The following is a 22,803-nucleotide window of genomic DNA, read 5'->3' as shown; positions in this document are numbered from 1 at the left end:
TTTTCAATTATGGAGTACTATGTTATTATAATATTAAATTACAAAGTTACATATTACTAAAGGGGATAACAAAATGTTGCTGGACAAAAAAAGTTATGATTTACTAGTATATCTTATAGAACTAGAAGAAGCGGAAACTATCATGACAATTTCATCCAAATTAAATCAATCAAGAAGGAAAATATATTATCATTTAGAAAAAATAAATAAAGCACTACCACAAGGTGTAGGAGAAATAAAATCATACCCTAGAGTTGGATTACAGTTAACTGATGAACAAAAAGATGTATGTAGAAAATTATTAGCAGAATTAGATGATTATTCTTATGTTATGAATGTTACAGAGAGAGTAAGATTAAGTTTAATTTATATTGCAATTTCTAAAGAAAGAGTAACTATTGAAAAATTAATGCACCTTACAGATGTATCAAGAAATACGATTTTAAGTGATTTGATTGTTATGAGAACGAAATTATCAGAAGAAGAATATGATATTTTTTTAAAAGTAACTAAAGCAAAAGGTTATTATTTAGATTGTCACCCTTTATCAAAGATACAATACTTGTATAGGTTGTTATATAGAGTGTATACAGAGGATAATATTGGATTTGTAAATATAGTAAAAGATAAGATTGTTGATATTACAGGATTTGATAATTATTTTTCTGAGGAAGTTAAAAGTTTTTTAAAAAGGGAAATTGAAACTTCTGATTACATCTTAGGAAAGAAGATAAATCATCAAGATAGCAAGTTTATGATTCAAATTTTACCTTATTTAATACTATCTTATAGATCTATAGAATTAACAGATAAAGATAAAGAAATGGTAAGGAATGATTTTGAAGGAATTTCTAAAAAAATTGAGTATAAGTTAGCTGAAAAAATATCCCAAGGTTTATGTAGCAACTTTAAAATAGAGTTAGATGATATAGAAATTAGCTTGATTGTTATGCTACTCTTATCGTTTAGAAAATATACGGATACGCATTTAAATTCAAAAGATTATAAAGAAATGAAAGAAATTTTGGATGTGTTTTTAAAAAATTTAAATGTTCAATATGGTATTAAATTTAAAAAATATAACGACTTATTAAATCAATTATTAATGCATGCTAAAGCTTTAATATACAGAAAAAGATATGGAGTTTTTTCTATAAACCCACTTTTGAAATATATAAAGGAGATGCACAGTGAATTATTTGAAATAACTAAGTCTAGTGTTGGTATTTTAGAAGAAAGTTGGAAAGTAAAATTAACAGATGATGATATTGCATATATAACTATACATTTGGGTGGAGAATTAGAAAAAGAGCTAGTATTATCCCAGGATAGTAAAAAGGCAATAATTGTATGTGATGAGGGGATTGGTGTCCAAAAATTACTATTAAACCAAGTTTCAAAGTTATTAAAAAATTATGAAATAGAAGCAGTATTTACATCAGAACAATATTATACTGTTAGTGATCTTTTAGAAATTGATTTAATTGTAACAAGTAATACCGGTATTGAAAGTAAAGTACCTATAGTTAAAGTACATCCAGTTTTAGTCAATGAAGATATTATAAAATTAGTACATATATCTAATAATATTCTAGATAAAGATATAATTTTTCATGATGAATTAGAAAAATTATTGCATCCTTATATTCAAAATTCAGTGGAGAGAAATGTTTTGAAAGGGAAGATAGAGAAATTAGTGAGTAGAATAATATTGAAATAATATAATTTTTTAGGTCAAGTTTTGCACACATTTAAGTGTAAGACTTGGTCTTTTTTAGTATGAAAATATGGCCTATAATAAGAATGTAAGCAAAACCAATAAATTAGTAGGAGGAAGTAACTAATGGCAAAAAATGTAAAAGAAGTAACAAGAGAATCGTGGATTCTAAGCACATTCCCAGAGTGGGGAACTTGGCTAAATGAAGAAATTGAAGAAGAAGTGGTTCCGGAAGGAAACTTTGCTATGTGGTGGTTAGGTAATTGTGGTGTTTGGGTAAAAACACCAGGTGGAGCTAACATTGTTATGGATTTATGGTCATCAAGAGGTAAATCAACTAAAAAAGTAAAAGATATGGTTAGAGGACACCAAATGGCTAATATGGCAGGTGTTAGAAAATTACAACCAAACTTAAGAGTACAACCAATGGTAATTGATCCATTCGCAATTAATGAATTAGATTACTACTTGGTATCACACTTCCATAGTGATCATATGGATATTAATACAGCAGCGGCTATTATTAATAATCCAAAATTAGACCACGTGAAATTTGTAGGACCATACGAGTGTGGAGAAATTTGGAAAAAATGGGGAGTTGCAGAAGAAAGAATAATGGTAATTAAACCAGGAGAAAGCTTTGAGTTTAAAGACCTAAAAGTACATGCAGTTGAATCATTTGATAGAACATGTTTAGTAACTTTACCTGTTCAAGGTGCTGAAGAAAATGCTGGAGAGTTAGCAGGACTTGCAGTGACTGACGAAGAAATGGCAAGAAAAGCTGTAAACTATGTATTTGAAACTCCAGGTGGAACAATTTATCACGGAGCGGATTCACACTTCTCTAACTACTTTGCAAAACACGGTAGAGACTTCAAAATTGATGTTGCATTAAACAACTACGGAGAAAATCCAGTTGGTATCCAAGATAAAATGACATCTATAGATTTACTACGTATGGCAGAAAACTTACGAGCTAAAGTAATTATTCCGGTACACTATGATATTTGGTCTAACTTTATGGCATCAACAGATGAAATATTAGAACTATGGAAGATGCGTAAAGAAAGATTACAATATGACTTCCATCCATTTATTTGGGAAGTAGGAGGTAAATATACTTATCCATTAGACAAAGATAAGATTGAATACCATCACCCAAGAGGATTTGATGACTGCTTCTTAGAAGAATCAAATATCCAATTTAAAGCCTTGCTATAAAAATAATGATGTGCCGTATAGTTACTATACGGCACATTTAAATTAAATAAATTTAAAATTAAGGAGATAATTATGTCAAACAAATCAATAAATGCAATAAGAATGTTAGGAATAGACGCAATTGAAAAGGCAAAATCTGGGCACCCAGGGATAGTAATGGGAGCAGCTCCAATGGCATACAGTTTATTTACAAAACATATGACAATTAATCCAAAAGAAGTAAATTGGATAAATAGAGATAGATTTATATTATCTGCAGGTCATGGATCTATGTTGTTATATGGATTGCTACATTTATCAGGTTATGAAGAAATGACTATAGATGAATTAAAAAACTTCCGTCAATGGGGATCGAAAACTCCAGGGCATCCTGAGTTAGGTCATACAGCAGGAGTAGATGCGACAACAGGACCTTTAGGACAAGGTATCTCAACAGCAGTGGGATTCGCACAAGCAGAAAGATATTTAGCGGCTAAATATAATAAAGAAAATCATAAAATATTTGACCACTATACATATGTAATATGTGGAGATGGTGACTTGATGGAGGGAGTATCATCAGAAGCAGCATCATATGCAGGTTTCCAAAGATTAGACAAATTAGTAGTTCTATATGATTCAAATAATATTTGTTTAGATGGATCAACAGCAGACACGTTTACAGAAGATGTAAGAGCAAGATATAATGCATATGGATGGCATACTTCTTTAGTAGAGGATGGAAAAGATATAGATGCAATTAACAGAGCAATAGAAGAAGCCAAAGCATCTAAAAAACCATCATTAATTGAAATAAAAACTAGAATTGGAGAAGGATCTCCAAATAAAGTGGATTCAAATGCAGCACATGGTGCTCCATTAGGATTTGACGAGGCTAAAGCTACAAAAGAAAATATGGGATGGTCTTACAAAGAGTTTGAAATTCCAGAAGAAGTATATGAAGATTTCAAAGTAAATGTTGCAGATAGAGGAGAGAAAGAATATAAGGCTTGGTTAGAATTAGTAGAAGATTACAAGAGAACATATCCAGAACTAGCAGAAGAAGTTGCAGATATCCTAGCAGGAAAAGATCCAGTAGAGATTAAAGCAGAAGATTTTCCAAAAATAGAAGCAGGATATTCACAAGCAACTCGTAATTCAAGCCAAGATGCTTTAAATGTAGCAGCAAGCAAATTGCCAAACTTTTTAGGAGGGTCTGCAGACTTAGCGCACTCAAATATGACATACATAAAAGGTGAGGGATTACAAGATGCAGAGAATCCAAAAAATAGAAATATTCAATTTGGAGTAAGAGAATTTGCCATGGGAGCAATTCTAAATGGTATGGCAGCACATGGAGGATTAAGAGTATATGGAGGAACATTCTTTGTATTCTCGGATTATCTAAAAGCAGCTATGAGATTATCAGCACTTCAGGGATTACCAGTAACATATGTCTTTACACACGATTCAATTGCAGTAGGAGAAGATGGTCCGACACACGAACCAATTGAACACTTAGCAGGACTTAGAGCAATTCCAAATCTAAATGTTATACGACCGGCGGATGCAAGAGAAACTCAAGGAGCATGGTATTTAGCCTTAACTAGCAAAACAAGGCCAACAGCACTAGTCTTAACTAGGCAAAACCTGATAGTTGAAGAATCTACTGATTTTGATAAGGTAAGCAAAGGTGCTTATGTTGTATATGAAGCAGAAGGCTTTGACAGAATTTTATTAGCAAGTGGATCAGAAGTAAATCTTGCAATAAAAGCAGCAAAAGAGTTAGAAAAAGAAGGAATCAAGGTAAGAGTAGTATCAGTTCCATCAACAGAACTATTTGATGAACAAGAAGAAGACTACAAAGAAGAAATTTTACCAAAAACTATAAGACGTCGTCTAGCTATAGAAATGGGAGCAAGCCAAAGTTGGTATAAATATGTTGGTTTAGATGGAAAAGTATTAGGAATTGATACATTTGGAGCATCAGCACCGGCAGCAACAGTAATAGAAAAATATGGATTTACTGTTGAGAACCTTGTAAGATTAGCTAAAGAATTGTAATTAATCATATAGAAATAAACTGACAAGAATTTTAATCTTGTCAGTTTATTTTATATTTTGGATAATATTAAATTAAAATTAAGTTTAGTATATCTTAAAATAGAAACATCTGATTAAGTATAGTAATTTTATCCTTAATCAAATGTTTCTAGTTATTTTTTATATATTAAAAAGACAACTACTAGCTTATCTCTCTAATTCTAGGGCACCATATTGCCCATCTTTACGTTTGTAAATTACTGAAAATTCATTAGTATCTTCATCTAAGAAAACGAAGAAATCGTGACCTAATAATTCCATTTGTAAAATAGCCTCATCTTTAGACATTAAGTTAGCGGGAATTTTTTTAATTTTTACAAATTCGTGTTTTTCTTCTTCATAAGATTCAAGTTCATTAGTTAATAAATCATGATTAATAGAACCTTTTTCACGACTACGTCTATTAATTCTAGTTTTATGTTTTCTTATTTGCCTCTCTAATTTATCTACTGTCAAATCTACAGCTGCATATAGGTCGCTATTTACTTCTTCTGCACGAAGAGTAAGTCCTTTCAAAGGAACTGTAATTTCAATCTTTTGTTCCCCATTTTTACGAACTTTAGCGTTGGCATAAACATTAGCATTCAATTCATTAGAGAAGTATCTTTCTAATTTAGCAACTTTAGTTTCGATATAGTCTCTGATGGCTGGTGTAATTTCTATGTTATCTCCTCTTACTTGATATCTTAGCATGCTTAAGCACTCCTTTCATGAGTAAATGACTACTCATTGGATTATGTATCCGTTTTATTTTCTTACTTATATTGTACTTCTAAAGTAAAAAAAAGTCAACACAATTTGTAAAGGTTTCCTATTCTATGATTTTCCTAAACAAAGGAATGAAATTTTTAGTTCTTTATTTATTTTTAAAAGAACAAGTGCTAAAGATTCTAAAGTATTGCCAGAGGTAAATATATCATCGATAATTAGGATACTTTTAGCTGAGATAATATTATTAGTGAAATCTTTATTTAAAGAAAAATTATGATATTTTCTTTCTGAATAAAGTTTTGACTGTTTAAGTCTATAGGGTTCAATAAAGATGTCTTTATAGGGTATTTCTGCTATATCACAAATTATTTTTACATGATTAAAACCTCTTATAGCTTCTCTAGTTCTATTGCTGGGAGCAATTAAAACTAGATCAAAGTGATTTTTTTGTAAAAAATTATTTAAGGCAGCTTTAAATGATTCAGCTTTTTTTATATCACCAAAATATTTTATAGAATAAATTTTATCTTTTATAAATTCATAGTGAGCCAAATAATAGAGCTTATAAGATTTGTGCTTATATACTTTTAAAGATAGTTTTTCTTTGCAATGCTCACAGTAATTTTCTTTATTAAATGAAAAGAGATTTATAAAAGAAAAATTAGTATTTAAGTCTTTATAACAAAATTCACAATTCATCATTTCACCAACTTTCTATACTTGGCTAGTTCATTCATGTATTTTATTTCTTTAATAGCAGATTTGATAGCTTTCGTATGTTCACCACTGTAGAAAATTATTGAGCCACTAGGATCATATGCTTTTCTACCAACCCGACCAGAAATTTGTATTAAGGCTTCTTTTGAAAAAGTTTTATGTGAACTATGGAATACTACAATATCCAAGTAATCGAAGGTAAGACCACGTTCTAATATAGTTGTAGTAATTAGAACATTAAATTTTTTATTTCTAAATCCTTCTATTAAATCATTTCTATTTTCAGTTTTACTGGATACAAAATTATAAGCTGTAGACTTAGCTAGTTCTTCACCAATCTTAATTGTAGGGACGAATATAAGAAGTCGTCTATTTTTATTTGTACTGGACCTAATAATTTTATCTAAAGTATCCAAAATATTAGTAGAAAATATATTTTTATTAAAATCTTTATGAATTTTAAGATTTGGAACAGGAAGTAAATTTCCATGATAACGAATAGGAAGTTTATAGACTGAATCTACTGATTTTTTTATTTTTTTGGAAGGTGTAGCAGATAAAAAAATTAGAGGTGCTTGATCTTTTAATGCTTTCTTCATACCATATTCTAATACATCATTGCCATTGTAGGGGAAGGCATCAACTTCATCTACAATTATTAGGTCAAAGAATTTATAGTAATGAAATAACTGGTGACAGGTCATAATATAGAAATTAGATCCTAAAAATTTTTTATCATCTCCATGAAGAAGATTAATTTCTAAAGAAAAATCTTTTTTAATTCTGCTAGCAAGTTCATTGACTATATCTTTCCTAGGTATTGCCAAACATATAATTTTATTTTCCTTTAGGTAGTTACTTATAAGTTTGTAGATAATCTCTGTTTTACCAGCACCACAAACAGCCCAAATTAAAGATGATTTATTTGCTTTAGAGTTCTCTACTAGTAAATCTGATGCAATTTTCTGCTGGTCTGATAAGGCTATAGAGGGTATGGTAAAATGACAAGGCTCATTTTTATAATTATTAATTAAAAATCTTATTTCATTTGATTTAGAAATACCAAAATCTATACAATCTAGACAATAAGTAATTTTATCAAAAGAAGCATAATAGCTATAAAGATTTTTTGAAGAACACATAAGACATTTGGAATCTCTAATAGTTGATATGACTTCAATACAATTTGCTTTTTCCAAATAGTGAATTTTAATTTTTTTCTTGACTAATTGGTCAATAGAGAAAATTCTACCCCTGTAGGAATTTAAAAATTTTAAATCAATAATCTCTTTAAAGTTGCCATATTTTAATTCGAAGAAAATTTGTTCAACTTCAATATCTGTAAAAGTAGAATCTGTATATTCTTGATAAATTTCATCAAGTAAATTTTTCTTAATTTTTTCATCATAGTTTGAGTAGTGGATATGGAAAAAAGCTGGTATAAATTCTAAGTTGCTAGAAAAATACATAAAATAATCTCCTAAGATATGATCTACTTATATTTTAGCAAAATATATACTTTATGAAAACCCTATATTTTGTTTGATAGCATAGAAAAATGCTATAATAGGTAAAAATAAATTTTGGAGGAAATTATGAAAATATTAGTAACAGGATTTGATCCTTTTGGAGGAGAAGAACTAAATCCATCTTGGCAAGTGGTAAAATCATTACCAAATAAAATTGCAGATGCAGAACTTAGAAGGATTCAAATACCGACAGTTTTTGGTAGATCTGCCCAGATGCTATTTGAAGAAATAAAAAAATTTTCTCCTGATGTGGTACTTTGTTTAGGGCAAGCAGGAGGGAGAAGTGGGATTAGTCCTGAGAGGATTGCTATAAATATAGATGATGCAAGAATTGCTGATAATGAGGGTAATAAACCAGTAGACGATGTAATAAGGGAAGATGGGAAAGCAGCATATTTTTCTACTCTACCGATAAAAGCAATGGTAGAGAATATTAAAAAAATAGGAATAAATGCAGAAGTATCCAATACAGCAGGGACTTTTGTATGTAACCATATTATGTATCAAGTTCTGTATTATGCGGAGAAGAATAATTTGAATATACAAGCAGGATTTATACATATTCCTTACTTGCCAGAACAATTGAAAGGTAGAGAGTTGCCTATGATGGAATTTGATGATATGAGAAGAGCAATAATATCTTCTATTCAAACTATAGTTGACTACAGGGATAAATGTGATTTAAAAGTAACGGGAGGAAAAGAAGACTAATGTAAGAAAATTAATTAAGAACAAATCACAATAAAACAATTAAAATATTACTAGTAGACTTAAAAGGAGTTAGAGATATTGCTCTAATAGATGGATAAAAGATGGTAAATTAATGAATTACTTTCAAAATATGAAAATAAAAATTTGTGATAATAAAAATCTCTATACTTTAAGTATAGAGATTAATTTTTTAAGCTGAGTAGTTTAATTTTATTATCTTTTCATTTTACTGATTTCAATAAAATAATAATTAAGATTAGAATTAATTTTACAATTTGCTAGTAATTTTATTTTGAATTTCTTCAAAGTCAGCAGCTTCTAATTTTTGTGGTGGCCATTTAACTTCTAGATTATCAAAGTTGATGTGCTTATCTTTATATCTTGGGATAATGTGGAAGTGTAAGTGGAAGACACTTTGTCCTGCATATTCTTCGTTGTTTTGAATAATATTAATTCCATCAGGATTGAAAGCATCTTTTACTGCATTAGCAATCTTAGGTAGAGCAGCTCCAATGTGAGCAGCCGTTTCTGCTTCACAATCTAGGATATTTCGGCTATGTTTTTTAGGAATTACTAGAGTATGGCCTTTAGTGATTGGAAATACATCTAAAAAAGCATATACATGTTCATCTTCGTAAATTTTGTAAGAAGGAATTTCTTTATCTAAGATTTTTTCAAAAATTGTTTTATCCATAGTGGTTCTCCTGTAATGTTTAGTCTAATTTTTCTAATGTTTTTGCCAGTAATTTTTTAAGATTAATAGAAATCTTCTGTGCCGTAGCAACTACGTTAGTATGATCGTGTTTTTTATCTTGGATACCAGTTGCCATATTTGTTACACATGATAAAACTGCCACAGCTAACCCTGAGTGATTAGCAGCAATGATTTCTGGAACAGTCGACATACCAACTAGATCAGCACCCATTTTTTCAAAGGCACGAATTTCTGCACGAGTTTCGAAATAAGGTCCCATAAAAAACGCATAAGTTCCATGATTTAATTTAATATCAAGTTCTTCAGCAGATTTTTTTAAATTTTCTACTAGGTTAGGATTGAAAGGATTTGTCATGTCAACAAATCTCTGACCTAGTCTATCATCATTAGGACCGATTAATGGATTGTTAGATACTAGAGAAATAAAGTCATCTAAGCATACAATATCTCCAACTTGGTAATCTGTATTGATTGCACCGCAAGCATTAGTAATAAATAGTCCTTTAATTCCCATAAATTTTGTAACATAAGTCATAAAGGCAACATCTTTCATAGAGTGTCCCTCATAGTAATGAAGTCTTCCGTTAAAAACCATAACGGTTTTACCAGAAATTTTTCCAAAAGTTAATTTATTAGCGTGACCCACAACGTGACTTGTTGATTTATTTCCTGGGAAAAGAGGAATTTCTGCATAAGGTAAGTCTTTTTGATTTTCAAGTTCTAATGTAATCCCAGAACCAAGTACGATAGCATAATCAATTTTTTCTCCGTAGAAATTATTGATAAATTTAGCGGTATCTACTATATTTTCATAATAAGTCATATTATTACTCCTTTGTTCATTAGTATATAAATTAATTATATCAAAAAGATAAATAAAATAGAATGAAAAATAAATCTATAAAAATTTTGTAAATGTTCGAATAGATGAATATTGATTTAACCCTATGTATGTAAAATAATGAAAAACAGAAAAAGATCTCAACGTTGAAAATTTACATTTTCTGAACAATAGCTATTCCTGAACTTGTCTATATATGACAGAAAACCATTTATTACGAATGTTAAAAATAATTTCAATAAAAATATGATAAAAATATTGATATTTATTATTTGATATGTTATCATGTAATTGTAAACCAATATAAATATTTAAAGGGGATATATTACTATGGAAAAGAAATTTTCATTTTTAGCAGTAGCTTTATCTGCTGCGTTAACAGTGACTGGTTTTACAGCAGCTACACCAGCATTTGCTAATGACTCATTAAAGGTAGGGGTTGTAACTGATGAAGGTGGAGCCAAAGATAAATCTTTCAACCAATCTAACGTTGAGGCTGTTGAAGCATGGGTAAAATCTAATAACGGAAAAGCTCTACAAGCAATTGAAACTAAGAGCCATGATAAAATTGCTCCAAACTTAGAAACTGCTTCTAAAGTTTCAGACGTAGTATCAATTGCAGGATTCTACTTTGAAAAAGAATTACCAGCAGTAGCTGATAAATACAAGGATAAAAAATACATACTATTAGATGCAGTAGTTGACAAAGAAAATGTTTCTTCTGTAACATTCCAAGAAAATGAAACTGCTTATTTAGCTGGATATGCGGCAGCATTACAATCTAAAACAGGAAAATTAGGATTCGTTGGAGGAGCTAAAATTCCTGCAGTAGAAAAATTTGGTATCGGTTTTGTTGAGGGAGCTAAAGCTGCTAACAAAGATATCGAAATTTTCTACCAATACTCAGGATCATTTACTGATGCAGCAAAAGGTAAAACATTAGCAGCTACAATGTATGACCAAGGTGCTGATATTATCTTCGCAGCAGCAGGAGGGACTGGTACTGGAGTTATTAAAGAAGCTCAAGAGAGAGCTACTAATGACTTAAAATCTGGTGACATTAAGCACTGGGTAGTTGGTGTTGATAAAGACCAATATGAAGAAGGATTATTTAAAGCTAAAGATAAAGATGGAAAAGATGTAGAAAAATCTGTAATCTTAACATCAGCTGTTAAACGTATTGATGTAGCAGTAACTAAAGTTTTAGATGAAATTAAATCAGGATCATTCAAAGGTGGAGAATCTAATGCTCAAGTATTATCAATCAAAGATAACGGAGTTGGATTACCGGAGAAAAACCCTAACTTAACTGAAGAAACTACTAAGAAAGTAAATGAAGTAGTAGAAGAGTTAAAATCAGGTAAAGTAAAATTAGCAACTAAAGCTGATGAAGTAAAAGATAAATCTAAAGTTAATGGTGAACTTTAATTTATAAAACTTAGAGAAGAACATTTGTTCTTCTCTTTTTTATAGATGGTTGAAAACAGACAAAGTAATCGCTTACTTTATTGTACAAAAGATATACATTTTTAGAAAAATATATTATAATTATAGTGTACAAAATTTAAGAGAGGTATTTATTTATATGTATGCAATAGAGATGCTAAACATAACGAAAAAGTTTGGTGACTTCTACGCAAATAAGGATATAACAATTCAGGTTAAAAAGAATGAAGTACATGCATTATTAGGAGAAAATGGTGCAGGTAAATCAACTCTTATGTCTGTTCTTTTTGGTATGTATCAACAGGAAGAAGGTGTTATTAAATTAAATGGTAAAGAAGTAAAAATCAAGGATCCTAAACATGCAAATGAATTAGGAATCGGGATGGTACACCAGCACTTTAAACTTATAAAAAACTTCACTGTAGCTGAAAATATTATTTTAGGAATGGAAGAAGTTAAAGGTGGAAAGATTGATATAGAGGAAGCTTCAAAGAAAATTCATGATTTATCTATAAAGTATGGACTAGAAGTAAATCCCACAGCTTTAGTTTCTGATATAACAGTAGGTATGCAACAACGTGTTGAAATCTTAAAGATGCTTTACCGTGATGCAGATATTTTAATATTTGATGAACCTACAGCAGTGTTAACACCAGCTGAAATTGAAGAATTTTTAGTTATCATTAAAAACTTACAAGCAGAAGGTAAGACTATTTTATTAATTACTCATAAATTAAATGAAATAAAAACAGTAGCTGATTCTTGTTCTATTATTCGTCGTGGTGAGTATTTTGGAACTGTAGAAGTAGCAGCTACTCCAAAAGAAAAGTTAGCAAGTCTTATGATAGGAAAAGATCTAGAGAAAATTAATTATGAACGCTCTAGAGATGGTGTTAAGAAAACATTAGAGATAAAATCTTTATATGCTGATACAGAAGAGAAAAAGGATAAATTACACGACTTTAATTTGGAAGTTAGAGAAAGAGAAATTCTTGGAATTGCTGGAGTTGATGGTAACGGACAAAAAGAATTTGTAGAAGTCCTTAACAATTTATTGAAATCTACAAAAGGTGAGATTTTTTTTGACGGACAAGAAATTTCAAAACTATCTACATCTCAAAGGAAAGAAGTAGGATTAGAAATTATTGCTGAGGATAGACATAAAGATGGTTTAGTTCTTGATTTTTCTGTAAAGGAAAATTCAATATTAGAAAATTACTATACAGAAAAATTTGCAAGTAAAGGATTTTTAAAGCCAGCGACTATTACAAAATTTGCTAAAGAATTATGTGAAAAATATGATGTACGTAAAGCTGGAGATGAAAATATCTCTGCACGTTCAATGTCAGGAGGTAATCAACAAAAATTAATCATTGGTCGTGCATTAGAAATGGAGCCTAAATTATTGGTAACAACTCAACCAACACGAGGATTAGATGTTGGAGCTATCAACGGAATTCATAAGATGTTAATAAATTACCGTGATAAGGGGAATGCTGTATTACTAATTTCATATGATTTAGATGAAATTTTAACATTATCAGATAGAATTGCAGTAATTCATAATGGTAATATTATTGATGTTGTTGATAATGATGAAAATGTAACTAAAGAGCAACTTGGTCTATTAATGGCTGGAGTTAAGAAGTAAGGAGGAAACATAATGTTTAGTAAAATTTTATCTAATGCAATTTTGCCTATTCTTGCTTCGTTTATAGTAGGAGCAATAATTATAAGTTTTGTTGGGGCAGATTTAACAGGAGTTATGGATGTTATTGGTATGGTAGTAACTGATCCAGCAAATATATCAGAAGTCTTACTATCAGCAGTACCACTTATCTGTACAGGATTATCAATTGCTTTTGCATTTAGAACAGGTCTATTCAATATTGGAGCGGAAGGTCAATTTATTATTGGGGGATTAGTAGCAGGTTATGTTGGTATTACTCTGCAAAATACTAATTTTTTCTTAGCCTTGACAGCGTCAATTTTGGCAGCTATTGTAGCTGGAGGATTTTGGGCAGGGATTGCAGGTTTCCTGAAAGCAAAATACAATATAAGTGAAGTAGTAGTGACAATTATGCTTAACTATATCGCTTTGTACTTTGTTCAATTCTTTGTTCCTAGATTTATTAGAGGTAATAATGATATCATCTCTCAAGATATTGAGTATGCTGATGGTACTAAATATTTACATAATGACTTTATAATTTCAATTTTCGGTAATGAACGTTTAGGAACAGATTTATTATTTGCTTTATTAGGATTAGTTATTTTCTATATTATTATGGAGAAAACTGTTTTTGGATATGAATTACGTTCAGTAGGTTTTAATAAGAATGCATCTGAATTTGTAGGTATGAAAGTTAACAGAAATACAGTTGCATCTATGTTTATAGCAGGAGCATTTTCTGGTCTTGGTGGAGCTTTATATAACTTAGGTCCTGTAGGAAATGTTGTAGTGGGATCAACATTTACAGGAAATGGATATATGGGGATAGCAGTAGCTTTAATTGGGGCTAATACAGCTATAGGAGTACTATTAGGAGCTTTACTATTTGCTTTCTTAACGGTATTGACACCATTATTAGCTTTCGAAGGAATTCCAAAAGATATTGCTAATATCATAATTGGATTAATAGTATTATTCGTTGCAGCGAAAACACTATTTGAATCGAAATACTTAGATAATTTATTTAAGAGAAAGAAAGGAGATAAATAGATGGATACGATATTATCACTATTAGACTCTATGCTGCAATATACTGCTCCAATTCTTATTGCTGCAATTGGTGGTTTCTATTCGGAAAAATCAGGAGTAGTTAACGTTGCTCTTGATGGATTTGTAATATTTGGAGCTTTTGTTGCATCTTTCGTTGCTACATCTTTATATGATGCAGAACCAACGATTGCCAATTTAGTAGTATGTTTAATCTTGGCAACTCTGGCTGGAGGTCTTATGTCACTAGTCCACGCCTATGTGTCAATTAACCTGAAAGCAGATCAGGTAATTTCGGGTACAGCTATTAACTTAATTACACCGGCAGTAGCTCTATTTTTAGTAAATCACTTTAATGGGACTTATGAATTATTATTAAAAACTGGTTTTCCAAGACAAGAAATAATAGGTAAGTTTACAATATATCCAACAATAATTATTGCAATTATTTTAGTTGTTGTAACTTACTATGTGATTTATAAACGTCCATTTGGTTTGAGATTACGTTCTGTTGGAGAAAACCCACAAGCAGCAGATTCATTAGGTTTAAGTGTTTATAAATATCGTTATATTGGGGTGTTTATATCAGGTTGTCTAGCAGGATTAGCAGGTGCTATTATTGCGACAACATTCTCTCAAGGATTTAATGCATCAATCACGGTATATGGATTTGGATTCTTAGCATTAGCGGCACTTATCTTTGGTAAGTATAACCCATTAACAATCACATTAGCATCTCTATTCTTTGGAGGAACTAAAGTATTTGCGGAGAAAGTATCTATTCTTGCACCAAATCTTCCAATTCCAGTGTCATTTTGGAATATGTTCCCATTCGTAGCAACAATTATTGCACTGATTGTTTTCTCTAAGAAATCATCAGCTCCAGAAGCACTTGGAGTACCTTATGATAAAGGTTTAAGATAAGAATTAAACTTAGCACTCAAGATTTTCTTGAGTGCTTTTTTATAATAGAATAGGAAATAGATATGGTATTAAAAATTAAAGATTTAACTTGAAACTAATGTTTTATATCTTGTATAATTAGTCTATATATAATTAATGGAGAAAATAAATTGGAATTAGTAGAGATAAGGCGAGAACTAGCCGATATAAAGAAGAAAATAGAAGATTTTAGTAAGTCATTAAAATTAGATGTAAAAGAAGAGCGACTTGCTAATATAGAAAATCAGATGTTAAACTCAGATTTTTGGAATGATAATGAAGTGGCGACAAAATTAGTAGCAGAGTCAAAATTTTTAAAAAATGAATTAGATGAATTTGCAGATTTGAGTTTACTTTTGGAACATAATGAGGAAATAGTTGATTATTTAAAAGATCAAGAAGACTTAGATATATATGAAGAATTACTTGAAAATCAAAAAAAATTGACTGAAAAGATGGATAAGTTTACTATGAGACTGTTGTTATCGGAAGATTATGATAATCATTCAGCAATCTTCGAGATACATGCTGGTGCTGGTGGGGTTGATTCTGCAGATTGTGCAGAAATTTTACTTAGAATGTATGAAAGGTTTTTTCAAAAGCAAGGCTTAAAGTATTCTTTTCAAGATTATCAAGCTGGTGATGTGTGTGGGGTTAAGTCAGTAACTATCAAAGTAGAAGGAGACTTTGCTTATGGACTCTTGAAGGGCGAGAAAGGTGTTCATCGCTTTGTAAGAATTTCCCCTTTTGACTCATCAGGGAAAAGACATACTTCGTTTTGTTCAGTAGATATAGTACCAGAATTTGAAGATACTGAAATTGATATACAAATCTCTCCAGATGAGATAAAAGTTGATACCTATAGAGCTTCTGGTGCAGGTGGTCAGCATATTAATACGACTGACTCGGCGGTAAGAATAAGTCATATACCTAGTGGTATAGTAGTTCAGTCGCAAGCAGAAAGAAGTCAGATAAGTAACAGAGAAACGGCGATGAAAGAACTAAAATCAAAACTTTATCAATTAAAGCTTGATGAAAAAGCTAAAGAATTGAGCTCTATCAGAGGAGAACAGATGACTATAGCTTGGGGTTCTCAAATTAAGTCTTATGTTTTTGCACCTTATACAATGGTAAAAGACCATAGAACAGGATTTGAAGTATCTACTATTGATAAGGTTTTGGATGGACAAATTTTTGATTTTATAGAAGCATATTTACACTTCAATATGAATATGAAGATAAAAGAGTAGAGTTTGTAAATTGATATATATATATATTGGATATAATAAAGGAGAATGAAATTTAATAGGGAGTATATAGCTTCTAAGACTGACAAAAAATATTGGCATATTTTTGTTAGTAAATTTAATTTAATAAAATATATGTAGGAGAATTAATAAAAATTATATAATAATAGAAAAAGGGGTATCTTATGAACATAATAGAAGTAAACCAGCTTGAGAAAACATATAAAAATGGTTTCAAAGCAGTTGATAACATAAATATTAAAATAGAAAAAGGGAAAATATATGGCTTATTGGGGCCGAATGGGGCAGGAAAGTCAACGTTAATTAGTATTTTAGTTGGACTAATTAGAAAGACATCGGGTGAAGTTTTTGCATTTAATGAACCAATTTCTAATTTTAATAAAATTAGTCAGAAGATTGGTTATGTTCCGCAAGAAATTGCAATTTATCCAGATTTAACAGCATTAGAAAATGTCATGTTCTTTGGTGCCTTGTATGGAATTGATAGGAAAAGTTTAAAAGATAAAGCTATGGAAAGCTTAAAATTAGTTGGCTTACTAGAGAATTCTAAGGAATATCCTAAAAACTTTTCTGGAGGGATGCAAAGACGTTTAAATATAGCATGTGCACTAGTTCATTCACCCGAATTAATAATATTTGATGAGCCAACAGTAGGAATTGATCCACATTCACGAAATAATATATTAGAGTCTATTATGTATTTAAACAAAAGTGGTGCAACTATTATTTATACATCTCACTACATGGAAGAAGTTGAGAAAATTTGTGATTATGTGTACATTCTTGATAAAGGGAAAGTTATCGAACAAGGGACTATACTTAATTTATATCAAAGATATACAAAAATCTTAGATAGTCCTATTATGGTTTCTATAACTGAGGAATCAAACTTACCTGATGAAATTTTTAAATACTGCAGATTAGATATAGCCGAAGGAAGTCGTGTATTGATTTTTAATGAAACTTCTTTTAAAAAAATAATCGAAGTCTTGTATAGTCATTCGATAGAAGTAAACGATATAAAGAAATCTAATCTTAATTTAGAAGAAATCTTTTTATTCTTAACAGGGAAGACTTTAAGAGATTAGGAGGTCATTATGAAAATTTATTACATCGCAAAATCTGAGATATTAAGAATTTATAGGAATAAAAAGCATTTATTTATGTTAATTTTGTTTCCAATATTAATGATTACTATCTTAAGTACAGCATTTAAAGAAAATTTCACTTCTACATATACACTTCCAAAAATGAGTATCTCTTACTATTTATCTTCATCGAATAAAGATTATAATGATAATTTTTTAAAATTTGTAACAACAGTATCTAGTGAAGTTGATATTGAATTTAAAAAAATTAATTCTGAGGAATTTAATAATGAAAAAGAAAAGTTAGAAAACGGAGAGCTTACAGCTTTAATTAAAACAGAGGATGATAAATCATTAACAGTTTTTCTAAATAATATAAAAAAAGATAATGCTGATTTTGTGACACTCTTACTTAAAGTGTTCATTGATACAGAACAGACACTCACGGCAGTAGCCTCTGAATTTCCAGAAAAACTACAGAATATTAAAGAAGTGAATAAAGATTTAGTAAATAAAAAGGTAATTGAATCTAAAACAGGAAGTACATCTACAGATTACTACACAATATCTATGTATACTCTAATGGGATTATACGGATTAAGTTTATGCACAGAGTTATTTTTTACTGAGAGGAAATTAAAAACTTTAGATAGAATCAGTATTTCAAAATCATCAAAGTTAGAAATAATATTTGGTAAATTTCTAGGATATTTAGGGATAATGACAATACAACTTTCCATATTATTTGTTTTCTCTATATATGTAATGAAGGCAAATTGGGGAAATCAATATTGGATTATTGGATTATTAACATTTTCTCTAATATTCTTTACTGCTGCGACCTCACTATTTTTATCAACATTTTTTAAAAATAAAAAATTAATAAGCAATGTTATCAATTTAATTATTCCCATATTAGGCTTACTAGGTGGTAGTTACATTCCATTATCAACTTTTCAGTCTGAATTGTTAAATACACTATCATTTTTATCTCCCTTAAAATGGATGAATGACAGTATCTTTTATTTGATATTTGGTGGTTCCTGGAACCCTATTGCGGGAACTCTTTTGATTAATTTAGGTTTAGGAACATTATTATTAGTTCTCGCTATATTTTCTTTTAAAAATAAAGGAGTAAAATTATGAAAATTACTATGATGATGCTTTCTAGAATATTTAGAAAGAAAAGTACTTTATTTTCACTGCTATTACTACCTATACTTGCTACTTTTCTAGCTATTTTATTCAATATTTCCTCAGAACAGCAAGTAAATGTTGGTATTATTGATAGTAATCAAACATTTATATCTAAAAAAATAAAAGAAAATTTGAAAGAAAATAAGAATTTTAATGTTTCTGAAGATATACAAATGGGAGATGCAGATGAATTATTAAAAAATAAGACTTTTGAAGTAATTGTGATTATTAGTGAAGATTTTTCTGAACATATTATTAATGGTAAAAATAAAAGTTTGGAGTTACGCTATATTTCTAATAGTGAGATTATTCCTTGGATTGAATCACAATTAAAATACGACATAGATAATCTCTTAATTATAGGTCAAGTTGCGAATGGTGACGGTAGTATTTTTCAAAAAGTACTTAGTAATATAGAATCAATGGACTATGGAGTTAAAATTGAAAATGTTCAAGACTTATCCGTGAGTAAGGCTGTTTCAAGTCAAGGTTTAGGTTTCTTGATTGTTACAATGCTTGCTTTCTCTAGTTTTCTATCAATAACAATCATTTCAGAAAAAGAGAAAAAGATTTTTGATAGGATCTTGATTACAAAAAGTTCTGTGATAAAATATATTCTTAGTTATTTAATGGTAGGTTTTATAACTTATTTAATACAATTTAGTATTATGTCTTTACTTTTTAGTTTATTAAATATTAAACTCTATGTTCCAGCCTCTGTCCTGTATATAACATTACTCTTACTTACTTTATTAATTAGTTCATTTGCTATACTAGTAGGAGCATTTTCAAAAAATGTATTAGAGGGTGTAAAACTTTTAAATTTAACAATTTTACCAAGTTCTATGCTGGCTGGTTGTTTTTGGCCAATATCTATTACTCCAAATTTCATGCAAATACTGGGGAAAATTTTTCCGCAAAATTGGATATTAACTATAATCGAAATTGCTCAAAATGGTGGATCTGTAGATAAGATATTAGTGTACCAAGTTCTATTGTTGCTAGTGTCAATTTTCTTCTTACTCATTTCTTATTATAAAATGAGTTCAAGAGAAAATTTTTAATTCTAATGAGGTGTAATTTTTATGAAAAGTATTACTATATTTTTTTCTATTTTAATGATAGTAGTTTCTATTATCTTCCTTGCTCTAAATTTGAATAGTGTCGATAAATATTCTAATATGGAAGTAAAAACTGTGAGTAATATTTCAAATCTAAACGTAGACTTAGATACAACTGATATTATAATCGAGTTTTCTGATGTAGATACTCCAACATTTAGTTATTCAAAATCGCTTAATAAGCATATTAGTATTTCTCAAGATGATTCCACAGCAAGGTTGAGTGAGAAGAAAAGTTTTTTCTCTTTTGGAAATATTAAAAACAATACTATACAAGTAAAACTACCTTACAATACCAAACTAGAAAATTTAAATCTAAATTTGATAAATTCAAATTTGGATTTAAAGAACTTAGTTGTTGAAGGTATCAGTGCAAATTTGTCGCAAGGTAATTTAATAATAACAAATTCAATAATTTCAAATAGTCGCTTTAAATTGGAAATGGGTGATATGCAGATAAGAGATAGTCAAATTTCAAAAGTTGATATAGAAAATTCCATGGGAGATATTATTTTAACTAATACACAAAAAAACGATGTATTTTTCAAAAATAATATGGGAGAAATAATAGAAAAATAGTATCTTCCTATAAATCTCGATAAATGAATTTTATTGAGATTTATTTTTTAAAATCTAGAGCTAGCAGTTAGATTATTAATTTTAAGAGCCAGCTTATATAATTTTCTATATACTGCATGTGGACAGGATAAGAGAAGGAAATAAAAAATCTAGGCCTAGCCCATACTATATAGCAAGACTAATAGTAAGATACATATTTACTTATGAAAACTATATTTAACTTGTTTTAGTTAAGTATAGTTTTTTATGTTGATTTATAGATAACTTACTAATCTAAAACTTAAAAATAAAAGAGAAGATGATAAGCTGTTTTCCAAAGATTATAAGAAAGATGCTATTATTTACTAGAAAATTTTTGATTTTAATTTTAAAGAAATATTTTAAAAATTTAAGAAAATACTATTATAATTTATTTTTTAATATGGTATGATATAATTAACTTAATTTATGGAAGGGGTTAAATTATGAAATTTGAAAATTATAAATATACTAGACCTAATAAAGAAGATGTAAAAAATAAATACAATGAATTAATTGAAAAATTGGAAACAGCTACAAACTTTGAGGATTTCTATGATACATTCACAGAATATAATAACTTTTCCTCTACATTAGATACTCAAGCTACACTTGTTTCTATTAGAAATAGTCTTGATACAAGAGATGAATTTTATGAAAAAGAGCAAGATTTTTGGAATGAATTTGGACCTGAGCTACAAGAAATCTCATTTAAAGTTGCTAAGATAGTTTATCATAGTGAATTCAAAAAGCAATTACAGGCTGAGATTGGGGAATATTATTTTAATCTTATTGAATGTGAATTGAAAACATTTAAGCAAGAAATTTTAGAAGACTTAAAAGAAGAAAATAAGTTAGTGACTAAATACACTAAACTTACATCATCAGCTAAAATTTTATTTGATGGAAAAGAGAGAAACTTATCTGAAATGGCTAAGTATACGCAAGCTGATAACAGAAAAATTAGGACTGAAGCTGCCAAGGCAGTTGCCAAATTTTTTGAAGATAATCTAGATAAATATGATGATATCTATGATCGTATGGTTAAGGTTAGAACTAGGATTGCTAAAAAATTAGGCTTTGAAAATTTTGTTGAACTTGCATATTTAAGACTCAGAAGAACTGATTATAGAGCAAAAGAAGTTGCAGGATATAGGCAAGAAATTCTTGAAAATATTGTACCGCTTGTTGAAAGAATAAAAAAAGACCAAGCTGTTCGTTTAGGTTTAGAATCACTAAAATTTCAAGATGAAGCTGTAATGTTTAAAACTGGTAATCCAAAACCAAAAGGAGATAGAGAATTTTTAGTTAACAATGCCCTTACTATGTATAGGGAACTATCTGATGAAACTGCAGAATTTTTTGATTTTATGGTTGAAAAAAATTTACTTGATTTAGATACTAAAGATGGAAAAGCTGGGGGAGGATATTGTACTTATTTACCAGATTACCGTTCACCATATATATTTGCTAACTTCAACGGAACTCCTCATGATGTAGAAGTTCTTACTCATGAAGCTGGCCATGCTTTCCAAGTTTACAGAAGTCGTGATGTAGTTGTGCCAGATTATATTTGGCCAACCTATGAGGCCTGTGAAATCCACTCTATGTCAATGGAATTTTTAACTTGGCCATGGATGGATCTATTCTTTGAAGAGGATACAGAGAAATTTAAGTATTATCATATTGCAGGAGCCCTAAAATTCTTACCTTATGGTGTAAGTGTTGATGAGTTTCAACATATTGTATATGAAAATCCAGAACTTACGCCAGCAGAGAGACGTGCTAAGTGGCTAGAGGTAGAATCTAAGTATTTACCAAGTCGTTCTTATGATGATGTTAAAGCTCTAAAAAATGGTATGTTTTTCTATCGCCAAGGACACCTATTTTCTGCACCATTCTATTATATAGACTATACATTGGCACAAATATGTGCTTTCCAATTTTGGAAAAAATCTAGAGATAATTCTAAAGATGCTTGGCAAAATTATTTAGAGCTATGTGATTTAGGAGGAAGCAGAGCATTCTTAGATCTAGTTAAGTCTGCTAAATTGGATAATCCATTTGAAGATGGAACAATTGCTAAGGTAATACCAGCTTTAGAAGAGTATTTAGAATCAGTAGATATGACTAAATTTTAAATGTTTAAATCACAGTCTGTTAGGACTGTGATTTTTTGTA

Annotated in this window: 19 protein-coding genes; 14 read left to right on the top strand and 5 right to left on the bottom strand. The window is 29.6% G+C overall.

The genetic code is table 11. The features are described 5' to 3' along the window. Positions 1 to 73 precede the first annotated feature (73 nt). From HZY82_RS06030 to tkt, 3 genes are all read left to right on the top strand, one after another. Positions 74 to 1,720, top strand: a complete 1,647-nt coding sequence (locus HZY82_RS06030; protein WP_218925258.1) for a BglG family transcription antiterminator — start codon at positions 74 to 76, stop codon at positions 1,718 to 1,720. 123 nt (positions 1,721 to 1,843) lie between these two features. Continuing rightward, complete coding sequence (ulaG, locus tag HZY82_RS06025; protein ID WP_135156326.1) at positions 1,844 to 2,938, top strand: L-ascorbate 6-phosphate lactonase; 1,095 nt, start codon at positions 1,844 to 1,846, stop codon at positions 2,936 to 2,938. 72 nt (positions 2,939 to 3,010) lie between these two features. After that, positions 3,011 to 4,981, top strand: a complete 1,971-nt coding sequence (tkt, locus tag HZY82_RS06020) for a transketolase (protein WP_179939027.1) — start codon at positions 3,011 to 3,013, stop codon at positions 4,979 to 4,981. A 186-nt stretch (positions 4,982 to 5,167) separates the two neighbouring features. On the opposite strand, the gene hpf is transcribed toward tkt, so the two are convergent. From hpf to HZY82_RS06005, 3 genes are all read right to left on the bottom strand, one after another. Further along, positions 5,168 to 5,713, bottom strand: a complete 546-nt coding sequence (gene hpf / locus HZY82_RS06015) for a ribosome hibernation-promoting factor, HPF/YfiA family (RefSeq protein ID WP_135156328.1) — start codon at positions 5,711 to 5,713, stop codon at positions 5,168 to 5,170. A gap of 123 nt (positions 5,714 to 5,836) precedes the next feature. Then, a complete protein-coding gene (locus HZY82_RS06010) occupies positions 5,837 to 6,430 on the bottom strand; it encodes a ComF family protein (protein ID WP_179939025.1) in 594 nt (197 codons plus the stop codon). Continuing rightward, positions 6,430 to 7,917 carry a helicase-related protein gene (locus HZY82_RS06005; RefSeq protein ID WP_179939023.1) on the bottom strand — a complete coding sequence of 496 codons (1,488 nt, stop codon included), beginning with the start codon at positions 7,915 to 7,917 and terminating at the stop codon, positions 6,430 to 6,432. The genes HZY82_RS06010 and HZY82_RS06005 overlap by 1 nt, the downstream gene beginning before the upstream one ends. A 126-nt stretch (positions 7,918 to 8,043) precedes the next feature. On the opposite strand from HZY82_RS06005, the gene pcp reads away from it, so the two are divergent. Continuing rightward, positions 8,044 to 8,688, top strand: a complete 645-nt coding sequence (gene pcp, locus HZY82_RS06000) for a pyroglutamyl-peptidase I (RefSeq protein ID WP_179939021.1) — start codon at positions 8,044 to 8,046, stop codon at positions 8,686 to 8,688. Positions 8,689 to 8,956: 268 nt separating this feature from the next. On the opposite strand, the gene HZY82_RS05995 is transcribed toward pcp, so the two are convergent. Continuing rightward, positions 8,957 to 9,382, bottom strand: a complete 426-nt coding sequence (locus tag HZY82_RS05995) for an HIT family protein (RefSeq protein ID WP_135156332.1) — start codon at positions 9,380 to 9,382, stop codon at positions 8,957 to 8,959. A 19-nt stretch (positions 9,383 to 9,401) separates the two neighbouring features. Then, entirely contained in the window at positions 9,402 to 10,226 is an 825-nt protein-coding gene (locus HZY82_RS05990; RefSeq protein WP_179939019.1) for a purine-nucleoside phosphorylase, read from the bottom strand. A gap of 348 nt (positions 10,227 to 10,574) precedes the next feature. Between HZY82_RS05990 and HZY82_RS05985 the strand changes: the two genes are divergently transcribed. The 10 genes from HZY82_RS05985 (at position 10,575) to HZY82_RS05940 (ending at position 22,763) form a co-directional block, all read left to right on the top strand. Beyond that, positions 10,575 to 11,672 carry a BMP family lipoprotein gene (locus tag HZY82_RS05985; protein WP_179939017.1) on the top strand — a complete coding sequence of 366 codons (1,098 nt, stop codon included), beginning with the start codon at positions 10,575 to 10,577 and terminating at the stop codon, positions 11,670 to 11,672. 157 nt (positions 11,673 to 11,829) lie between these two features. Continuing rightward, a complete protein-coding gene (locus tag HZY82_RS05980) occupies positions 11,830 to 13,341 on the top strand; it encodes an ABC transporter ATP-binding protein (protein ID WP_135156335.1) in 1,512 nt (503 codons plus the stop codon). A gap of 12 nt (positions 13,342 to 13,353) precedes the next feature. Further along, on the top strand, positions 13,354 to 14,412 hold the full coding sequence (locus tag HZY82_RS05975) for an ABC transporter permease (protein ID WP_135156336.1): 1,059 nt from the start codon (positions 13,354 to 13,356) through the stop codon (positions 14,410 to 14,412). Continuing rightward, positions 14,413 to 15,333 carry an ABC transporter permease gene (locus HZY82_RS05970; protein ID WP_179939015.1) on the top strand — a complete coding sequence of 307 codons (921 nt, stop codon included), beginning with the start codon at positions 14,413 to 14,415 and terminating at the stop codon, positions 15,331 to 15,333. Between the two features lie 149 nt (positions 15,334 to 15,482). Next, entirely contained in the window at positions 15,483 to 16,601 is a 1,119-nt protein-coding gene (gene prfB / locus HZY82_RS05965; RefSeq protein ID WP_135156338.1) for a peptide chain release factor 2, read from the top strand. A 182-nt stretch (positions 16,602 to 16,783) separates the two neighbouring features. Then, positions 16,784 to 17,707: an ABC transporter ATP-binding protein gene (locus HZY82_RS05960; protein WP_179939013.1), complete on the top strand. Its 924-nt coding sequence runs from the start codon at positions 16,784 to 16,786 to the stop codon at positions 17,705 to 17,707. Between the two features lie 9 nt (positions 17,708 to 17,716). Further along, positions 17,717 to 18,853 carry an ABC transporter permease gene (locus HZY82_RS05955; RefSeq protein ID WP_179939011.1) on the top strand — a complete coding sequence of 379 codons (1,137 nt, stop codon included), beginning with the start codon at positions 17,717 to 17,719 and terminating at the stop codon, positions 18,851 to 18,853. Next, complete coding sequence (locus tag HZY82_RS05950) at positions 18,850 to 19,968, top strand: ABC transporter permease (RefSeq protein WP_135156341.1); 1,119 nt, start codon at positions 18,850 to 18,852, stop codon at positions 19,966 to 19,968. The genes HZY82_RS05955 and HZY82_RS05950 overlap by 4 nt, the downstream gene beginning before the upstream one ends. A 21-nt stretch (positions 19,969 to 19,989) precedes the next feature. Further along, positions 19,990 to 20,604 carry a DUF4097 family beta strand repeat-containing protein gene (locus HZY82_RS05945; RefSeq protein ID WP_179939009.1) on the top strand — a complete coding sequence of 205 codons (615 nt, stop codon included), beginning with the start codon at positions 19,990 to 19,992 and terminating at the stop codon, positions 20,602 to 20,604. Between the two features lie 464 nt (positions 20,605 to 21,068). After that, positions 21,069 to 22,763, top strand: coding sequence for a M3 family oligoendopeptidase (locus tag HZY82_RS05940; protein WP_179939007.1), 1,695 nt, complete (start codon positions 21,069 to 21,071; stop codon positions 22,761 to 22,763). The last annotated feature ends 40 nt before the right edge of the window (positions 22,764 to 22,803 follow it).

Source organism: Gemella sp. GL1, from assembly GCF_013415365.1.
GTDB lineage: Bacteria > Bacillota > Bacilli > Staphylococcales > Gemellaceae > Gemelliphila.
This window is presented reverse-complemented; position numbering and strand designations above follow the sequence as displayed.

Excerpts from the sequence above, each read along its gene's own strand:
- HZY82_RS06030 (WP_218925258.1), top strand. The coding sequence starts at position 74 with ATGTTGCTGGACAAAAAAAGTTATGATTTACTAGTATATCTTATAGAA.
- ulaG (WP_135156326.1), top strand. The coding sequence starts at position 1,844 with ATGGCAAAAAATGTAAAAGAAGTAACAAGAGAATCGTGGATTCTAAGC.
- tkt (WP_179939027.1), top strand. The coding sequence starts at position 3,011 with ATGTCAAACAAATCAATAAATGCAATAAGAATGTTAGGAATAGACGCA.
- hpf (WP_135156328.1), bottom strand. The coding sequence starts at position 5,713 with ATGCTAAGATATCAAGTAAGAGGAGATAACATAGAAATTACACCAGCC.
- HZY82_RS06010 (WP_179939025.1), bottom strand. The coding sequence starts at position 6,430 with ATGAATTGTGAATTTTGTTATAAAGACTTAAATACTAATTTTTCTTTT.
- HZY82_RS06005 (WP_179939023.1), bottom strand. The coding sequence starts at position 7,917 with ATGTATTTTTCTAGCAACTTAGAATTTATACCAGCTTTTTTCCATATC.
- pcp (WP_179939021.1), top strand. The coding sequence starts at position 8,044 with ATGAAAATATTAGTAACAGGATTTGATCCTTTTGGAGGAGAAGAACTA.
- HZY82_RS05995 (WP_135156332.1), bottom strand. The coding sequence starts at position 9,382 with ATGGATAAAACAATTTTTGAAAAAATCTTAGATAAAGAAATTCCTTCT.
- HZY82_RS05990 (WP_179939019.1), bottom strand. The coding sequence starts at position 10,226 with ATGACTTATTATGAAAATATAGTAGATACCGCTAAATTTATCAATAAT.
- HZY82_RS05985 (WP_179939017.1), top strand. The coding sequence starts at position 10,575 with ATGGAAAAGAAATTTTCATTTTTAGCAGTAGCTTTATCTGCTGCGTTA.
- HZY82_RS05980 (WP_135156335.1), top strand. The coding sequence starts at position 11,830 with ATGTATGCAATAGAGATGCTAAACATAACGAAAAAGTTTGGTGACTTC.
- HZY82_RS05975 (WP_135156336.1), top strand. The coding sequence starts at position 13,354 with ATGTTTAGTAAAATTTTATCTAATGCAATTTTGCCTATTCTTGCTTCG.
- HZY82_RS05970 (WP_179939015.1), top strand. The coding sequence starts at position 14,413 with ATGGATACGATATTATCACTATTAGACTCTATGCTGCAATATACTGCT.
- HZY82_RS05960 (WP_179939013.1), top strand. The coding sequence starts at position 16,784 with ATGAACATAATAGAAGTAAACCAGCTTGAGAAAACATATAAAAATGGT.
- HZY82_RS05955 (WP_179939011.1), top strand. The coding sequence starts at position 17,717 with ATGAAAATTTATTACATCGCAAAATCTGAGATATTAAGAATTTATAGG.
- HZY82_RS05950 (WP_135156341.1), top strand. The coding sequence starts at position 18,850 with ATGAAAATTACTATGATGATGCTTTCTAGAATATTTAGAAAGAAAAGT.
- HZY82_RS05945 (WP_179939009.1), top strand. The coding sequence starts at position 19,990 with ATGAAAAGTATTACTATATTTTTTTCTATTTTAATGATAGTAGTTTCT.
- HZY82_RS05940 (WP_179939007.1), top strand. The coding sequence starts at position 21,069 with ATGAAATTTGAAAATTATAAATATACTAGACCTAATAAAGAAGATGTA.